We start from the raw sequence: 17,312 nt of genomic DNA, 5'->3' as shown, positions 1-17,312 counted from the left end.
TCTGATTTTTTGCCTGCCTTTCTACAATGATTCCAAGAGGAACAGACATGGCCGAATCTTCCCCGATCCGCTACAGCTTTGGCGGTGATGAACACCTGTTTGCCGAGGTCAGCGAGAGCATGTCCCTGGAGGCTTTCTTCAAGGGCATGGCCGTCACCCGCGCGGTGGAGCGCCTGGCCCTGGACGGTGTGCTGGACGTCTGCCTGGCAAATGCCTCGTTCCAGATTCGCTTCGACCCGGACCGCATCGCGCCCCACGTGCTGCTGGACGCGGTGCAAAGCGCCGAAGCCCAAGCCGTGGCCGAACGCACCTTGCACACCCGCATCATCGAAATCCCGGTGCTGTACAACGACCCCTGGACCCATGAAACCCTGATGCGTTTTCGCGACCGCCATCAGGACCCCACCGGCACCGATTTGGAATACGCCGCGCGGATCAACGGCCTGGCAGACGTGGAAGCGTTTATCGCGGCCCACAGTGGCGCGCCGTGGTTTGTCTCGATGGTGGGGTTTGTGGCGGGCTTGCCGTTCATGTTCCAGATGGTGGAACGCGAGCGGCAGTTGCAGGTGCCCAAGTATTTGCGTCCACGCACCGACACGCCGAAATTGACCCTCGGCCACGGCGGCTGCTTCGGGTGTATTTATTCGGTGCGCGGCGCCGGCGGCTATCAGATGTTCGGCGTCACCCCGGCGCCGATCTACGACCCGCAGCAGCAACTGGCTTACCTGAAAGAGCACATGGTGTTCTTCCGCCCCGGCGACATCGTGCAGTTCAAACCCGTGGACCGTGATGCCTACGATCTGGCGGTGGCTGAAGTGGAGACCGGGCGTTTCGACCTGCGCATTCGCCCGGTGGAATTTTCCCTGGATGCCTTTCTGGCCGACCCCATTGGCTACCCGAAAACCCTGCAGGAGGCGCTGGCATGATCAAGGTACTCAAACCCGGCCTCGCCACCTCCGTGCAGGACCTGGGCCGTGAAGGTTATTACCACCTGGGCATCCCTCCGTCCGGCGCCCTGGACCAATACGCGTTGAGCGCGGCCAACCACCTGGTGGGCAACCCCATCGGTGCCGCCGGGCTGGAATGCACGCTGATCGGCCCGGAGCTGGAGTTTCAGCAGGACGCCCTGGTGGCGCTGTGCGGTGCGCTGATGTCGCCGCGCCTGGACGGCGTGGTGGTGCATCAGGACACCGCGTTTGAAGTGCGCGCCGGGCAAGTGCTGCGCTTTGAATTTCCCAAGGCCGGCGCGCGGACTTACCTGGCGGTGGCCGGTGGGATTGATGTGCCGCTGGTGTTGGGCAGCCGGTCCACTTACACCCTGGGTGCGTTGGGCGGGTTTCAGGGGCGGCGACTGGTAGAAGGTGATGAGCTGCCGGTCGGCGAGCCCAGCGGCAAAGGCCGGGCGGGGAACAGTTTGCCCATGGCGTTACGCCAATCGGTGGGTGGAGACGTGACGCTGCGGGTGGTGCCGGGGCTGTATTACGAGCGACTGACGCCCGGAGCCAAAATCAGCTTTTTTGCCGAGCCCTGGACGGTCGGTTCGGAGGCTGATCGCATCGGCTATCGCTTCAAGGGCGGCAGCGCGCTGAGCTTTCAGCCGCGGGAACAGCCGTTTGGTGCCGGGTCTGATCCGTCGAATATCGTCGACAGTTGCTACCCCATCGGCTCGATCCAGGTGCCGGCCGGGTTGGAGCCGATCGTGTTGCACCGAGACGCGGTGTCGGGCGGTGGCTACGCGATGATTGGTACGGTAATCAGTGCGGACCTGGATTTGATCGGGCAGATGCAACCGAACCAGCGGGCGGGGTTTGTGGCGGTGACGCTGGAGGAGGCACTGGAGGCGCGGCGGGTGTACAAGAAGCGGTTGAAGGTGATGGGTGGGTTGTTTAGCACCTGAACTCACCACTGAACCCAATGTGGGAGCGGGCTTGCTCGCGAAGGCGGAGTGTCAGTCAATACATCCGGTGACTGATACACCGCCTTCGCGAGCAAGCCCGCTCCCACATTTTGATCCGGGTTGTGTCAGAACAATTGGGTGAATAGCCAGTACAGGCTACCCGACAACAAAATCGCCGCCGGCAATGTCAGCACCCAGGCCATCAGCAAGTTGCGGATGGTCTTCATCTGCAACCCACCCCCGTTCGCCACCATGGTCCCGGCCACACCGGACGACAGCACATGGGTGGTGGACACCGGCAAACCATACATGTCCGCCGCGCCGATGGTCAGCATCGCCACCATCTCGGCCGAGGCGCCCTGGGCGTAGGTCAGGTGGGTCTTGCCGATCTTCTCGCCCACGGTCACCACGATGCGCTTCCAGCCGACCATGGTTCCCAGGCCGAGGGCGATGGCCACGGCGATCTTGACCCACAGCGGGATAAACCGTGTGGCGTTGTCGATCTGTTGCTTGAACAGTTGCAGCTTGTTCTGGGTGTCGGCGTCGAAGTTGCCGACCTTGCCTTTGTCCATCAGGCGGATGGTTTCGCTGGTCAGGTACATGTCGTTACGCACGTTGCCCACGGCCTCGGCCGGTACGGCGGCGAGGGAGCCGTAGCTCTTCACTTCTTCACCGATATGCCCGGTGATGGAGGCGAGGGCGGGCACCAGTTCTGGGGTGGCTTCCTTGGTGCGCACGTAGGTCGACAAGGTGGCGCGCGAGTCGGCAGGCGCCAGTTGCGGCGCCGCTTTTACCAGGGCTGCCTGGGTCACTTCGGCCACCGCGGCAAACTGCAAAGACTCACCCGCCGGCATGGTGCGGTTCAACGCGTAGGCCATCGGCAGGGTGCCTACCAGGATCAACATGATCAGGCCCATACCCTTCTGGCCGTCGTTGGAACCGTGGGCGAACGACACGCCGGTGCAGGTGACGATCAGCATGCCGCGAATCCACCAAGGTGGCGGGGTGTCGCCTTTTGGCGCCTTGTACAGCGAACGGTTTTTCACGAAGGCCCGCAACGCCAGCAACAGCAGGGCGGCGAAGGCGAAGCCGATCAGCGGCGACAACAGCAGCGCGTAACCGATCTTGATCGCCTGACCCCAGTCCACACCGCTGGTGCCGTCACGGCCATGCATCAGAGCGTTGGCCACGCCGACGCCGATGATCGAGCCGATCAAGGTGTGGGACGACGACGCCGGCAACCCCAGCCACCAGGTGCCAAGGTTCCACAGGATCGCGGCGATCAACAGCGCGAAGATCATCGCAAAGCCGGCGGAAGAGCCGACCTGCAGAATCAGCTCTACCGGCAGCAGGGCGATGATGCCGAACGCTACCGCGCCGCTGGACAGCAGCACGCCGAGGAAGTTGAAAAAGCCCGACCACACCACCGCGAAATGCGGCGGCAGCGAATTGGTGTAGATCACCGTGGCCACCGCGTTGGCGGTGTCGTGGAAACCGTTGACGAACTCGAAGCCCAGGGCGATCAACAGCGCCACACCCAGCAGGAGGAACGGCGTCCAGGTGGTGACCACCGTGCCCAGCTCGTGCATGTCGTGCATCAGGCTGTAGGCGGTGAACAACAGGCCCATGGCGAGTACGGCGAAGAAAACGATCACCGTCACCAGGCCAGGTTTCTTGTCCAGGCGCGGTTTGGGATCGGCGGTGGAAGCGTGTGTGGAGGCAGTCAGGGAAGGGGTGGCCATGCCGGAGCATCCAGTTTGGGGAGGATGTCGGTCATGATCGTTGCAGAATGTTACAGAGATGCTGCGGTAAATCAGTGTTTCGAGATTTGGGATGGCCGCTGGTCTACAAAACACCGCCAATCAACTGTGGGAGCTGGCTTGCCTGCGATAGCGGTGTATCAGTCACCACCGCTATCGCAGGCAAGCCAGCTCCCACATTGATCGCATTTCAAATTCAATAATCCTTGCGCCTGCGAAACGCCCAACGCCCGGCAATCAGGGTAAACGTCGCCACCAGCGCCACCAGAATCCAGAAGCCTTCAGGGTCCGTAGAAAGCGGCACGCCCCCAACGTTCATGCCAAAAAAGCCGGCAATGATGTTGATCGGCAACGCCAGCACCGTCACCACGGTCAGGGTGAACAGCGTGCGGTTGCTCTGCTCGTTGAGGTTGGCGGCGATCTCTTCCTGCAACAGCTTGATCCGCTCGCCCAACGCCATCAGGTCGTTGATGATCAGCGCAAACTCCTCGGTGGATTTGCGCAGCTCCTTCACGTCTTCCTTCTGCAACCATTGCGGCGGGCGGTTGAGCAATCGCAGCAACGAGCCGGGCTCCAAGGCCAGCAGCCGTTGCAGGCGCACCAGCACCCGGCGCGCGGCGCCCAGTTCAGCGCGGTTGGTGGACAGGCGCGACGACAGCAACTGGTCCTCGATCTGGTCGACGCTGAGGCTGGTCTTGCGCACGATCTGCGTCAGCACCTCGCCCTGATCCCGCAGCAAATGCACCAGCAGTTCCAGCGGTGAGCGAAAGTGTTCACCGGCCTTCACCGACGAGCGCAGCTTGTCCACCGAGTGCAGCGGTTGCAGGCGCGCGCTGATCAGCAGCCGGCTGCGGGCGCACACCCATAAGGTGGAAATGTCTGAAGACACCATGCTGCTGAAGTTGAACACCACGTCGTTGACCACCGCCAGCAAGGCCGAGTCCACGTGTTCGATGCGGGTGGAGCGCGAGCCTTCGTGCAAGGCCTCGAAGAACTCTTCCGGCAGGTTCAGGTGCGCCTGCATCCAGCGCTCGCAGGCGGCGTGGGCCAGGTTCAGGTGCAGCCAGAGAAATTCGTCGGGATCACCGGGTTGCTGCAAGGCCGCCAGGGCAGTGGCTGAGTCAATCTGTTCGCCCTTTTCACCGGGGCGAAAACGAAAACCGTAAAGCAAGCCAAACAGGTCGGAGTCCTGGTGGCTGTGGTCGATGCTGTGGTTCATGGAGGCTCGCAGGGAAAGTGCCTGTAGGAGATTTCACAGGTTCACTTGGAGCGCATCATGGCAAGTCTGGTTGACAGTTTTGTGACGGTTTTGAGAGCGGCAGGCAAGTGGTGCAATAGTGGCCTTTTGACAGGCTTTTCACCGCCTGTCCGATAGGCTCAAGAAGCGTCTGGCACGGCCGATTCAAGCGCAAGCAACGCTGTGGATGAGGCGGTCTTTTCAGACAGGGACGTCATGGCGGGCATGCTCCCCTTTTCCCTGTTTCGAGGATTTTCCCCGATGAATCTTTTGCGAAAGTCCTTGAGAGCACAGATCTTGTCGCTGCTCGGTGGCAGCCTGCTGGCGATGCTGTTGATCGCCCTGGCGTGTTTTCATTTTCTTTCCAGTGGCGTGCAGAGTTACCGCAGCTTGCTGGAAGGGCCGTTGCAGACTTCACAATTGATCGATGAAGCGAACCTGCAATTCAAGGTGCAAGTGCAGGAATGGAAGAACGTCTTGTTACGTGGCAAACAACCCCAGGACATGGAGAAGTACTGGGGGCAGTTCCAGGATCGGCAACGGGATGTGCAAGGCATTCTCGGCCACCTGGTGAGCCAGACCCAGAGTGATCAGGCCTTGAGCCGACGCCTTGAGGCTTTGCGTCAGGAGCATCAGGTGTTGGGCGTGGCCTATCAGAAAGGGCGCGATGCCTACCTGGCGGCGGGTGCGGATCCGGCGGCGGGCGACAACGCGGTCAAGGGCGTGGACCGCGCCGTCAGCGAGCAGATGAGTGCATTGGTCAGCGAGTTGCACGCCCAAGGCACGCAGCAATCGTTGCTGATCAGCACCCAGGCCGATCGCACGGTCATGTTGGGGGTGGCGGTGATGTTGCTGTCGGGTGTGTTGATTGGCCTGCTGAGCCTGTGGCTGATCAGTCGCAACCTGATTGCACCGATCCGCGAGCTGATCGAGTACGTCGCGCAACTGAGCCAGGGGCGCTTTGCCAATCGAGTGGCCAGCCAACGTGAAGATGAACTGGGGCGCCTGGCCGCAGCCGCCAATACGTTGCGGGACTTCCTCGCGGAAACCTTCAGCCGTTTGCAGCGCAGTGCCACTGACCTGGTGGGCGCCAGCGGCGAGCTGGGGGCGATTGCCGGGTTGATGGCCAAGGGCACCGCAGAGCAGTTTGACCGCACCGATCAGGTGGCCACGGCCATGACCGAAATGTCGACCACCGCCCAGGAAGTCGCGCGCCACGCCGCGAGTGCTTCCCGAGCTGCCGATGAAGCCGATCATTCGGCCCGTGAGGGGGGCGAGGTGATGAAGGTGACCATCGCCACTATCGGCCGGATGCGCGACGAGATCCTTAACACCGGCACGATCATTCGGCGCCTGGAAACCGACAGTGTGCGCATCGGCAAGGTGCTGGAAGTGATCCGTGGCATTGCGGAGCAAACCAACCTGCTGGCCCTCAACGCAGCCATCGAGGCGGCGCGTGCCGGGGAAGCGGGCCGCGGGTTTGCCGTGGTCGCCGACGAAGTGCGCAGCCTGGCGCAGCGCACGGCGGCGTCGATCATCGAGATCAATCAGATTATCGGGGCGGTGCAAACGGGCGCGGTGGATGCGGCGGAGGCTATTGTCAGTGGCCAGGCGTGCAGTGATGAGAGTGTGGAAAAAGTGTCCCAGGCGGGCGCGATGCTGAACCAAATCACCCAGGCGGTGGAAGCCATCCGCGACATGAACCGCCAGATTGCCACGGCGGCGGAGGAGCAAACCTCGGTGGCAGAGGACATCTCGCGAAATATCACGCAAATCACCACCGTCGCCACGACCAATCTGGATAACGTGCAACGTACCGACGCAGCCAGTCAGAACCTGCGCAGTTTGTCGGTGGAGTTGAACGAGGTGACAGCGCGACTGAGCGCGTGATCAGGCCGTCGGCAAACTGAAGCTGAACACCGTGCCGTCCTGCTCGCTGGAAGACACTTCCAGCCGCCCGCCATGGGCGTCGGCAATCTGTTTGACGATGTACAAACCCAGCCCCAGGCCGGCCTGGGGCTGGGCGCCCGTCGGTCGGGAGTAGGGCTGGAACAGCAGCGGCATGGCTTGATCACTGATCAGCCCAAGGTTTTTCACGGTTAACTCAAACGTGCCGGCGTTGACCTGCGCATTGACTTCAACCGGCCCTTCGGGACTGCCGTGGCTGATGGCGTTGGCCACCAGGTTGGAGAGCAATTGCGCCAGCCGCTCGCGGTCGCCTTTCACGCCGTTGAGATTGCCGATGCGGGCGTGAATCAGCCGCTTGGGGTGCACGTGCTGCACCTCGTCCACCACGTGCTGCAAGGTGTCTTCCAGCCCCGGGCACTCGCCGATGTTCACCGGGATGCCGCTGCCCATTCGGCCGCGGGCAAAGTCCAGTACGTCCTCCACCAGTTGCGAGGCCCGGCGGCCGCTGGCCAGCATGTGCCGCACCAGCGAGTCGGTGGCCGGGTCCGGGTGCTTGCGCAGCAGGCGTTCGGCACCGACGTTGATGGCGAACAGCGGGTTGCGCAGGTCGTGGCCGAGCACGGCGATGAATTGTTCGCGCAGTTCGGCTGTTTCGCGCTCCTGCTGCAAGTCGGCCTCGGTCTGTTGGAGGCTTTCTTCGGCTTCGATCTGCAGCGACAGCACCCGGGCAAACGACTCCATGGTCGACTGGATGGTGCTGCTGCGCAGTTGCGCCGGATTCGGGTCCAGGGCACAGATGGTGCCGAAGAAACGCCCGTCGGTGCGAAACACCGGCACCGAGATGTAGCTTTCAAAGTGGTAGATGCGCGGCGTGTGGTGGTCGCGGTACAGCGGGTCTTCGCTGGCTTTGTCGATCACGATCGAGACATGGGAGCCGCGGATTTCGTGGCACAGGGTGGTGGTCAGGTCCAGCTCGCCACCCACGGGCAGGCCGAAGTCCAACTGGTCGCGCACGGCGCAGGCGGTCCATGAATCATCGGTGACCCGTGCCACGGCCGCAAAACGCAAGCCGGTCATTTCGCTGATCACCTGGAGAATCGCCGGGACGGCGCTGATTCGGCCAATGGTGGCAATGTCGACGGCTTTTTGCCCCATGGCGAACGGTCTCGGTCCTGATGCTGCTGGCGTTGTGCCTTGGCTGATGATTGGGATTCTAGCGAGCTTGGCGGCGTAAGGTACAAATTCGTTAACAGTAATTAGACTATTTGCTCTTCCGGGCGACGAGCGCGCATAAAAAAGCCGCGCGGCCCGAAGGCGGCGCGGCGTTTTTGCGGTTCGACTCAGGTGTCTTGCTTGTTTTCCAGGACTTCGCCGGTCTTCGCATCCAGCTTCACGTCCCACTTCACGTTGCTGGTGTCACGCAGTTCGGTCTCGTAGACCAGGCGGCCGGCTTTGTCTTCCAGTTCAGTGTCAACGATGGTCGCGCCTTTGTGCTGGGCCACTGCCTTGGCGTTGAGCTTTTCAAAATCCATGATGGCGCCGGACTTGAGCAGGCTCGGAATGTGGTCCGGGCGAACATCGGCCTGGGCCAAGCCAGCGGTAAGGGTCAAGGCGGCAGCGGCGAACAGAGCAGTCAAGTTTTTCATGGTGTGATCCTTTGGGGTGAGCTGTTTAAGTGGGATCAGGTTAACCAGCGCAACTTAACTCACCCTTAACATTGCGCCGTTTGTTCAATCGGCGGCGAGTGCGGGGTTTCATGCTGGCGTCTCAATCATGGGAGGCACAGATGAAACAGTTATTGGCCTGGGTGTACGCGCCCTTGTTCTGGGTGGGATTTATCGGGTGGGCGCTCTGGCTGGTGCAGGTGGATGAGCCGCAGTGGCTGGGGCTGGTAGTTGTCTGTGCGGTGGTGGTGTCGTTTATTGCGGAGTGGTGGTTGCCCTACGAGCCGCAGTGGAATCGCAACCAGGGTGACCGTCGTCGCGACCTGATTCATGGGGTGGTCAACGAAGGTCTCAATGCCGCGGGCTTGTTGATCTTGCCGGTATTGACCGCGCTGCTGGCCGTTGATGGTGTATGGCCGCGGGCGTGGCCGCTCTGGGAGCAATTGCTGCTGGCGATCTTCATCGCCGATGCGGGCATCACCCTGATGCACTACGCCAGTCACCGAGTCGCGGCCTTGTGGCGCCTGCATGCGGTGCATCACAGCGTGCAGCGGTTGTACGGTTTCAATGGCTTGATGAAGCATCCGTTGCACCAGATGCTCGAGGCCACGGCGGGTTTGTTGCCGCTGATCCTGCTGGGCATTCCCACGGACGTTGCGCTGCTGCTGGCCCTGGCGATTGCCGTTCAGTTGCTGTTGCAGCATTCCAATGTCGACATGCGCCTGGGGCCGCTGCGCTGGGTGTTCGCCTGGGCGCCGGTGCATCGATTTCATCACATGAAATATGGTCGGGCAGGGGATGTGAATTTCGGGTTGTTTTTCAATCTGTGGGACTGGCTGTTGGGCACGGCGTTTTACAGCCTTGACTATCGAATGGGCCAGGGCGACCTGGGGATTGGCAGCCGGCCGGATTTTCCGCGGGAGTATGTGGCGCAGTTGCGTGATCCGTTCAGGACGGTGCGATTGAGCAAGGAGCCGCCGGTGCCCGTCGGTCTAGTCCAGGATTCGTACACGCAGGTTGCGCAACGACGCCCCTGCCGTGACGCCAAATAGTTGTTTCATGGTCCGGGAAAAATGCGCCGAATCGGCGAACCCGGCGCCATGGGCGGCCTCGGTCAAGGTGCTGCCGCCGAGCGCGAGTCCCAGTGCCACCCGCAAGCGCCGCCACAGTACCAGGCGGCGCACGGGCAAACCCAGTTGATTGGCGAACAAACGTTCCAACTGGCTCAACGACACATGCGCCGCCTGAGCCAGGGCGTGAGCGGAGACCTTGCCACTCAGTTGCTGATCCAGCGCCAACAGTGCGCGCTCCACGCGGGCGTCATCCAGTGCGCGTCTCGGCAATTGGCGCAGTGTGCGCTCGAGTGCTTCCAGGGACAGTTCACTGTCGGTCAGGGCGGCCTGCAAAAGGTCGAGGTCAAACGCGCCGGGTTCGGCATACACCATCAACACCTCACTATGGGTGTGGAGGAGGGCGTGGGGCATTCGTGAGGGGATAAACAGGCGATGGGCCGTGGTGACACGGCCATCGAGGCTGGCCGTGATCGGCCCGCCCGGGGAGAACATCAGCTGGTGGGCATAGTGTGCATGGGGCGTGGTGCGCCCCGGTATGCCCAGGATCAGCCCGTAGTCAGGCCCCAGCCACAGGCGGCCTGACCATTCGGGGCTCACTCAGTAACCGTTGTCCTTCAGCAGGTCGGCCACACTCGAGGACGGCCAGCGCTTGTAGTACTTCAGCAGTTCGGCGGCGCGGTTGGTGAAGATGCCATCGACGCCAGCTTTCATCACCTTGTCGAAGTCCACCGGTTCATCCACGGTGTACACGTGCACCAGCATGCCTTTGTCGTGGGTCAACTGGTTCATCTCGGGTTTGACCAGGTCGGAGTAGCTCTGGTCGCCCAGGTTGGTCAGCTGTGCCGAAGGGCCGGTACCGATGGCGCCCAGGCTCTTGGCCTCGTCGACCCATTTTTCGAACTCGGCGGCGTCCTTCGGCTCCTGCTTGGCGTAGTAGGCGGCTTTGCTCGGCTCGCCGGACTCGGCGAAGGTCACCTTGGATTTCGGCTCGATGCTGCCTTCACCTACCCACAACAGCAGGATTTTCGGGGTGTTGGGCATCTCTTTTTGCAGTTCTTTCAGGCTGTCCTTTTCAAAGGTTTGCAGCACGACGCGGCCCTTGCCCTGGCCGACGCCGATGTTTTTCTGGGCCTGGTTGGAGCCCGTGGAGCTCAACCAGCCTTTGTCCAACAGCTTGTTCTTCAGGTCGGCTTCGATACCCGGGAATTGCTTCGGCTCTTTGGTTTCGATGTACAGGCCGGGTTTGTGCTGCGGGTTGCCTTCGGCAATCTTGATGATTTCGTCCAGGCTGAGGATTTTCAAGCCCACGAAGCCAGGGCGTGCGCGATCCGGGTAGGCGGCGTTGAACCAACTGCCGGCGTCCAGGGTTTTAAGCTCGGCCCAGGTGAATTCGTTGGCCGGGCTGTCCTTGCGCTCGGGGAACTTGGTGGCGACGTCGGTGGTGCGTTGCAGGTTGTTGTCATGCAGGGCAAACAGCACGCCGTCCTTGCTGCGTTGCAGGTCCATTTCCAGGTAGTCGGCACCCAGGTCGCGCGCGACTTTGTAGGCGGCGGCGGTGGATTCCGGTGCGTCGTAGGACGCGCCACGGTGGGCAATGACGGCAGGGTTTGGAATGCCTTCGTTGGCCGCGAGTTCGGTAGGGCTGATCGGGCTTGCCGCCTGTGCGTGGCCAAGGCCCAGCATCAGGGCCAGCAGCAGGGCACTCTTGGTAAACGTGACAGGCATAAGCGAAGTCCTTTCGTGGAGGTAACTTTGAGAAGGGCTCCTTTTTAACAATTGCTTGCGAATGGCGCTATCACCAAACCGACATTAACGTGTTAACGGGCCATTTTTCTGCACTTTTGTGCGGTGCCATGCAGTACTCTTGCCCTCAGCTGCCCCATCAGAGGGCAGACTTTCTGCCATGCGTGTAAACCATCTTTCCAGTCCAAACAGGACTTTTCAGTGAGGTTTACCATGCGCATCACCTCCGAGCTTATCTGCCAGGCCGCCGACCAACTGCACGGTTTTGTCGGCCTGAACCGCAAGACCCACCAGTACATCGTCCGTTTCAGCGAAGACGCCTTCGGCATGGACGTGGCCGACGACGGCATCATCCCGACCGCCGAGTTTGTCTGGCAGCCGGTTGACGAGCAGGCCATGACCCTGTCCCGCGAGCGGATCCAATTGCTGCTGGACCAGAACATCGACGATCGCATCAACATCACGGAACCGCTGCGGGTGTACATGCGCCGGGTGGAGATTCCGCAGATCAGCGCGGTGCGCAGTCTGGTCAGTTGAGTGCCGCATAGCCCTGCGGCTGGAGCGCTTTTTGTGGCGAGGGAGCTTGCTGTGGCGAGGGAGCTTGCTCCCGCTGGGCTGCGTAGCGGCCCCGAAATCTTGGGAGCGCTGCGCACTCCAGCGGGAGCAAGCTCCCTCGCCACACAAGCTCCCTCACCACAGAGCCTCCCTTGTCCACATTGAGTGTTTTACACAGGCTGATGTTTCAGCGCTCGAACGCGTAAGACCGCTCCACCTTGCACACCCGTGTATGGCACGCCGAGTACCAGGTGGAGCGCCCCTGTTCGCGCACCTCGGTGTGCTCGGCGTGCTGCTTCCAGGCCAGGATCGCGGCTTCGCTGCTCCAGTAGGACACCGTGATGCCCAGGCCATCTTCCCCTCGCGCCGATTCCACGCCGAGAAAACCAGGTTGTTGCCGGGCCAGTTCCAGCATGCGGTCTGCGGCTTGCCCGTAGCCGTTGTCGCCTTCAGTGCGCAGGGAACTGAACACCACCGCGTAGTACGGCGGCTTGGGCGTGTTGGCGATCATGCGCAGGCCTTCAGCAGTGCAATTGCCAGCGGCGGTGTGATGCCTTTGAGGGCCGCACGTTCCGGCTGGAACAGGGTGGCGACAAAAAACGGATGGTCCAGCAGCTCCACCGCCCGCAGGTCGCCCGCCGAGTCATGGCCGCTGGCAATCAGGTCGGCTTCCAGCAATGCGCTTTCGAAGTCTGGATTGATGCCATAGCGGCAACGGTAGCCTTCATGGATATCCAGGGTGGCGTAGGCCTCGGCGATGCGGGTAAAGGCCATCAAGCGGAGGGTGTCAGTCGCTTCCACCAGCGCACAGGTCAGGGGCGTGAGCACTGCACGGGGCGAATCGGGGGCCAGTTCGCCGTGTTCGGCGTCGGCCCAGCCCAGCACGTTGCGGGCATATTCCAGCACTGCGTGTTGAAAACCGCCGCAGGTGCCGAGGAACGGGCGCCGCTGTTCGCGGGCATAACGGATGGCCAGCAGGGCGCCGTCCAGATCACGGTAAGGGCTGGCGGGGACGCACCAGAAGCCATCGTAATGCTGCACGTGTTCGGTGGATTTGATCGTGTCGGTGGCCAGCCAGTCGAACCGCACCGTCAGGCCCAACGCCGCGCCGGCCTGTTGCAACGCCAAGGGAATGGCTTGGTGGGCGGTGACGTGTGGATCGTAGTCGCCGATCAGGGCCAAGTGCAGGGTGGTTTTATTCATCAAGGGTATCCGTGGCTTGTTGAGTCCTGGCGCTCACTATAGATTGGCGTTCACGCAATCAATATTGGCGTTAGCCCACATGTTCAATGCAGTCACGCACTATCAGATCGACTACCCCGACCTTTCCCTGATTCTCGCCCTGGTGCGGGGTGGCACGCTCGCACGGGCGGCGGCGTTGCTGCGGGTGGATGTGTCTACGGTGTTTCGCGCGGTGCGGCGGTTGGAGGCGGCGCTGGGCCAGCCGCTGTTCGAAAAAAGCCGCGCCGGCTACCTGCCCACCACCTTGGCCACCACGCTCGCCGAGCAGGCCGAACGTGCCGAACAAGCACTGGAGGCGGCGCGTGTGGGGGTGGAGCAGGGCGGTGAAGTCATCAGCGGCACGGTACGCCTGACCTGTACGGATTCGGTGTTGCAGTCACTGTTGTTGCCGGCCCTGGCGCAGTTTATGCCTGGTTACCCGGCGCTGACCCTGGAACTGAGCACCTCCAATGACTTTGCCAATCTCAGCCGCCGCGATGCGGATATCGCCCTGCGCCTGACCAAGACTCCGCCCGAGCATCTGGTAGGACGTTGCCTGGGCACAGTGTCGTATCGGGTGTGTGCCAGTGCCGACTATGCCCGCCAGCATGCAGGCAAGGAGCTGGCCGCCCTGAGCTGGATCGCGCCGGATGACTTTCTGCCGGACCATCCCACCGTCACCTGGCGGCGCCAGCACTTGCCCGGGGTGATGCCGGCCTATCGCTGCAACAGCATGGTCTCGGTGACCGAGCTGGTTCGCGCGGGACTCGGTGTGGCGGCGTTACCGGATTACTTGCTGGGCGCAGGCCTGCAACCGTTGAGCCCGCCGCTGGTAGGGCATGACACGGCCCTGTGGCTGCTGACACGCCCCGATTGCCGGGCGCTGCGCTCGGTGGTCACGTTATTCGATCAGTTGGGCCAGCATGTGCGCTTGCCGGATCACTAACTGTGCGATACAGGCGCTGCGGTGCATCAGGCATACCGCGGTGATGCAATCGCAGGCAAGCCAGCTCCCACATTGGATGTGTGGCAGGGTCAGGTTTTGCGCACGAAGTGCTCGTGCATCTCGGTGGTCAACCCTTCGATGCGTTCGGTCAGTTGCTTGGTCATCTCGGTGAGTTTGGTGTTCTGCTCCAGCAGTTCCAGCAATTGCTTGGTGGTTTGCGCTGCCTGGGCCTGGCGTTCGGTGTTGGCCACGGCCAGGGCTTCGCGGTGCTGGGCGTCGGCGTCGGACTGGGCCTTGTCCCGTGCGGCCTGGCGGGTCTGTGCCAGCAGGATCAGCGGCGCGGCATAGGCCGATTGCAGGCTGAACGCCAGGTTCAAGAGAATGAACGGATACACGTCAAAGTGCGTGATGCCGGTCACGTTAAGCACGACCCACAGAATCACGATTGCCGTTTGCGCCCCCAGGAATGTCGGGGTGCCAAAGAAGCGCGCGAAGGCTTCGGCTTTCAGCGCAAAGGTGTCATTACCGAAGGTCGGTTCGAGATGGGCGTGTTTACGATGAAAACGCAGGTGGTCAACTTTGGCGTCAGGTTTGTCCGGGGTCATGGCGGGCTCGAATCCGTGGTGTAAGACAAGCCACCACTATAGACCGAGCCCTCCACCAGGCACATGAAGAAGCCTGTCGCTTACCTGTTGCCCCGTTCATTGGCAAACGCACTCACCGCCTGCACCGCCTCGCTGGCGCCTTCGCGAATCTGCAGGATCACGGTGCCGGCCTGGTTCGCCAGGTCCACGCCCTGGGCGGCGCGGTCGCGGGTGCCGTCCATGCTGTCGATGGCCTGGCGGGTTTCGCTCTGGATCATCTCGATCATCGACGAAATCTCCGCCGTTGAGCCGCTGGTGCGCGCCGCCAACTGCCGCACTTCATCGGCTACCACCGCAAAGCCGCGCCCTTGCTCGCCGGCGCGGGCGGCTTCGATGGCGGCGTTCAAGGCCAGCAAGTTGGTCTGGTCGGCGATCCCGCGAATGGTGTTGACGATGGCGGTGATCTGCTGCGAACGCTCGCCCAGCTTGGCGATCAGCGCGGAAGAGCCGTCGATGTTGGCGGCAATCTCGCGCATGCCCGTGGCGGTCTGCTGGATCACCTCGGCGCCCTTTTCGGCGAAGTCCCGGGTTTGCAGCGAGATGTGATAAGCCTGGGTCGCGCTTTGGGCGTCGGCGGCGTGTTTTTCCACCATGGCCGTGACGTCGGAAGCGTACTTCACCACCTTGCACAGGCGCCCGCTGGCGTCGTACACCGGGTTGTAGTTGGCTTCCAGCCACACCACATGGCCGTTTTTGTCAATGCGTTCGAACTGCCCGTTGAACAGCTCGCCCTGGTTCAGCCGTTGCCAGAAATCGCTGTAGGCGCTGCTGTTGGCCAGCTCCGGTGTGCAGAACATGCGGTGATGCTTGCCCTGGACCTGCGCCAGGCTGTAGCCCATGCGCTGCAGGAAATTCTGGTTGGCGCTGATGATGGTGCCGTCGAGGTTGAACTCGATCACCGCCATGGCGCGGTCGATGGCCTGCAACTTGGCGTTGGCTTCGCTCTCCGCCTGCATTTTCGAGGTGACGTCCATGGCGTACTTCACCACTTTCACCACGTTGCCGGATTTGTCGCGCACCGGGTTGTAACTGGCTTCCAGCCAGATCGGCTGGCCGCTGCTGGTCACCCGTTCGAAGGTGCCGGACTGGAATTGGCCGTTGCGCAGTTGTGTCCACAATTGGCCGTACTCGGCGCTGCGGGCAAAGGCCGGGGGACAGAACAGCCGGTGGGACTGGCCCACCACTTGATCGGCGGTGTAACCCATGGCCTTGAGAAAGTTCTCATTGGCTCGCAGGACCGTGCCTTGCAGGTCGAATTCGATCACTGCCATGGAGCGGTCGATGGCGTCGAGAAGGCTGGCTTGCTGGGCAAGGGTGGCTTGCAAGGTACTGATGGTTTTTTTATGGGCGTTGAATAGCATGGTCGTGTGCTCGGGGGAAGCAAGCGTCAGGGGTATCCATGGGGGCGCCTGCCACCGTATGGCTCAAGCCTACGGCGAACGTGCTCATTGCCAGCTTCCTTGTGCTGACAGAGGGTGGAACAGCGGGTTCTGAGTCGTATGGTCGGCAAGAAGTTCTACGGCGACCGACCAATGGCGGCATTATGCTATCGGTCGGTGGTAGCTGCGCTTAATTCAGACGAGGTGCAGTTCGCGGGATTCAAGCGCTATGAGCGACCACATAGTCGCTGATATTCACGCGGTTACGGCCAGTGTCCTTGGCCGCATACAGCGCGCGGTCCGCTGCGTTGAGCCACATGGCCGCGTCGGTGAAGGTGCTTTGAAAAGATGCCAGGCCAATGCTCAGGCTGACCCGCAACTCCGGGATTTCCGGGTTACGGTAATTACTGAACACCTCGCGCATGCGTTCCATGACTTGCGCCGCCTGTTCCATGGGCATGTCCGGAAGAATCACACAGAATTCGTCGCCGCCGTAACGCCCGGCCAGGTCGTTTTCCCGCAGGTTGCGGCGCAGCTCCAGGCTCAGTTGGCGCAGAACCTGGTCGCCGATGATGTGCCCGTAGCTGTCGTTGATTTGCTTGAAATGATCGATGTCGATCAGCGCAATAGTGGCGTGGACCTGTTGTTGCTGGCACTTGTGAAACTTCAGGTGCAGCAGGTCTTTCCACGAACCGTGATTGAGCAGGCCGGTAAGGCTGTCGGTGCGGCTCAGGGCGCTCAGGGCACGTTTGTGTTCCGACAACTTGATCGCCAGGCGGTAGCAGACCATGCCCAGCGCCATGGGATACAGCGTCAGCATGGGCAGGCAGGCGTAGACCTGGACCAGGCTGACGTCGGGGTTGAACGTGATGCCGAATAACAGCCATGACACGCCGATGCCCACCAGCTGCGCGACTATCCCGTGGAGGAACAGGCGTTTGCCGCCGGCGGCGACGTTGTTCATGGTCATCATCGACAGGATGGTCACGGCGGTGAGGGGCGTGAATTGGGTGGTGGCCGCCCAGAATCCGCCGAGCAACGAGTCGTACAGCAGGTTTCGTCGTTCCGCCTTGTAGGGGAAGTCGGAGCGAGTGGACAGTTGATACGCCAGGTGCGCCCAACCAAAACCATTGAACAGCAGCAACGCCCAGACCCAGCCAGGCATGTGCAGTGGGTAAAGCGCAGCGATGACGCTGATGCAGCCGATGCCCAGGCCGATGATCCTTGGCCTGTAGATACGTCTGGCAAATGACAGCCCTTTGCCTCGTTGGTTTTCCATAAATTC

General features: G+C 61.8%; 17 protein-coding genes. 6 read left to right on the top strand and 11 right to left on the bottom strand.

The genetic code is table 11. From position 1 onward, the window contains the following. The first annotated feature begins 47 nt into the window (after positions 1-47). Both D109_RS0104940 and D109_RS0104935 read left to right on the top strand, forming a co-directional pair. Positions 48-926, top strand: coding sequence for an allophanate hydrolase subunit 1 (locus D109_RS0104940; protein WP_017475936.1), 879 nt, complete (start codon positions 48-50; stop codon positions 924-926). Beyond that, positions 923-1,897 carry a biotin-dependent carboxyltransferase family protein gene (locus D109_RS0104935; RefSeq protein ID WP_017475935.1) on the top strand — a complete coding sequence of 325 codons (975 nt, stop codon included), beginning with the start codon at positions 923-925 and terminating at the stop codon, positions 1,895-1,897. The genes D109_RS0104940 and D109_RS0104935 overlap by 4 nt, the downstream gene beginning before the upstream one ends. Positions 1,898-2,022: 125 nt before the next feature. Here the strand turns inward: D109_RS0104935 and D109_RS0104930 are convergent, their stop codons facing one another. Next, positions 2,023-3,639: an inorganic phosphate transporter gene (locus D109_RS0104930; protein ID WP_017475934.1), complete on the bottom strand. Its 1,617-nt coding sequence runs from the start codon at positions 3,637-3,639 to the stop codon at positions 2,023-2,025. Positions 3,640-3,853: 214 nt separating this feature from the next. After that, positions 3,854-4,876 carry a transporter gene (locus tag D109_RS0104925; RefSeq protein WP_017475933.1) on the bottom strand — a complete coding sequence of 341 codons (1,023 nt, stop codon included), beginning with the start codon at positions 4,874-4,876 and terminating at the stop codon, positions 3,854-3,856. A gap of 279 nt (positions 4,877-5,155) precedes the next feature. Between D109_RS0104925 and D109_RS0104920 the strand changes: the two genes are divergently transcribed. Next, complete coding sequence (locus D109_RS0104920) at positions 5,156-6,784, top strand: methyl-accepting chemotaxis protein (protein WP_026077786.1); 1,629 nt, start codon at positions 5,156-5,158, stop codon at positions 6,782-6,784. On the opposite strand, the gene D109_RS0104915 is transcribed toward D109_RS0104920, so the two are convergent. Further along, on the bottom strand, positions 6,785-7,957 hold the full coding sequence (locus D109_RS0104915) for a GAF domain-containing sensor histidine kinase (protein ID WP_017475931.1): 1,173 nt from the start codon (positions 7,955-7,957) through the stop codon (positions 6,785-6,787). A 185-nt stretch (positions 7,958-8,142) separates the two neighbouring features. After that, positions 8,143-8,448 carry a PepSY domain-containing protein gene (locus D109_RS0104910; RefSeq protein ID WP_017475930.1) on the bottom strand — a complete coding sequence of 102 codons (306 nt, stop codon included), beginning with the start codon at positions 8,446-8,448 and terminating at the stop codon, positions 8,143-8,145. Between the two features lie 140 nt (positions 8,449-8,588). On the opposite strand from D109_RS0104910, the gene D109_RS0104905 reads away from it, so the two are divergent. Continuing rightward, complete coding sequence (locus D109_RS0104905) at positions 8,589-9,518, top strand: sterol desaturase family protein (RefSeq protein WP_017475929.1); 930 nt, start codon at positions 8,589-8,591, stop codon at positions 9,516-9,518. Here the strand turns inward: D109_RS0104905 and D109_RS0104900 are convergent. Beyond that, positions 9,459-10,136 carry an AraC family transcriptional regulator gene (locus D109_RS0104900; protein WP_017475928.1) on the bottom strand — a complete coding sequence of 226 codons (678 nt, stop codon included), beginning with the start codon at positions 10,134-10,136 and terminating at the stop codon, positions 9,459-9,461. The genes D109_RS0104905 and D109_RS0104900 overlap by 60 nt on opposite strands. Next, positions 10,137-11,264 (bottom strand): glycerophosphodiester phosphodiesterase, encoded by a 1,128-nt coding sequence (locus D109_RS0104895; protein WP_017475927.1) that lies wholly within the window; start codon positions 11,262-11,264, stop codon positions 10,137-10,139. It abuts the gene before it with no gap. A gap of 231 nt (positions 11,265-11,495) precedes the next feature. Here D109_RS0104895 and D109_RS0104890 point away from each other — a divergent pair, with 231 nt between their 5' ends. Then, entirely contained in the window at positions 11,496-11,819 is a 324-nt protein-coding gene (locus D109_RS0104890) for a DUF2025 family protein (protein WP_017475926.1), read from the top strand. A 205-nt stretch (positions 11,820-12,024) separates the two neighbouring features. Here D109_RS0104890 and D109_RS0104885 read toward each other — a convergent pair whose 3' ends face one another. Continuing rightward, positions 12,025-12,348, bottom strand: a complete 324-nt coding sequence (locus D109_RS0104885; protein WP_017475925.1) for an antibiotic biosynthesis monooxygenase — start codon at positions 12,346-12,348, stop codon at positions 12,025-12,027. Beyond that, entirely contained in the window at positions 12,345-13,040 is a 696-nt protein-coding gene (locus D109_RS0104880) for a CTP synthase (protein ID WP_017475924.1), read from the bottom strand. Before D109_RS0104880 ends, D109_RS0104885 begins: the two co-directional genes overlap by 4 nt. A 79-nt stretch (positions 13,041-13,119) precedes the next feature. Here D109_RS0104880 and D109_RS0104875 point away from each other — a divergent pair, with 79 nt between their 5' ends. Continuing rightward, the gene (locus D109_RS0104875; RefSeq protein WP_017475923.1) at positions 13,120-14,004 is read left to right on the top strand and encodes a LysR family transcriptional regulator; all 885 of its coding nucleotides are present in this window, start codon (positions 13,120-13,122) and stop codon (positions 14,002-14,004) included. Between the two features lie 89 nt (positions 14,005-14,093). Here the strand turns inward: D109_RS0104875 and D109_RS0104870 are convergent, their stop codons facing one another. From D109_RS0104870 to D109_RS0104860, 3 genes are all read right to left on the bottom strand, one after another. Continuing rightward, the gene (locus D109_RS0104870; protein WP_017475922.1) at positions 14,094-14,609 is read right to left on the bottom strand and encodes a DUF1003 domain-containing protein; all 516 of its coding nucleotides are present in this window, start codon (positions 14,607-14,609) and stop codon (positions 14,094-14,096) included. 80 nt (positions 14,610-14,689) lie between these two features. Continuing rightward, positions 14,690-16,009 carry a PAS domain-containing methyl-accepting chemotaxis protein gene (locus tag D109_RS0104865; RefSeq protein WP_017475921.1) on the bottom strand — a complete coding sequence of 440 codons (1,320 nt, stop codon included), beginning with the start codon at positions 16,007-16,009 and terminating at the stop codon, positions 14,690-14,692. A gap of 238 nt (positions 16,010-16,247) precedes the next feature. Beyond that, on the bottom strand, positions 16,248-17,306 hold the full coding sequence (locus tag D109_RS0104860; RefSeq protein WP_017475920.1) for a diguanylate cyclase: 1,059 nt from the start codon (positions 17,304-17,306) through the stop codon (positions 16,248-16,250). Between the last annotated feature and the right edge of the window lie 6 nt (positions 17,307-17,312).

The sequence above is a fragment of the Pseudomonas sp. PAMC 26793 genome (assembly GCF_000313235.1).
Classification (GTDB): domain Bacteria; phylum Pseudomonadota; class Gammaproteobacteria; order Pseudomonadales; family Pseudomonadaceae; genus Aquipseudomonas; species Aquipseudomonas yamanorum.
This window is presented reverse-complemented; position numbering and strand designations above follow the sequence as displayed.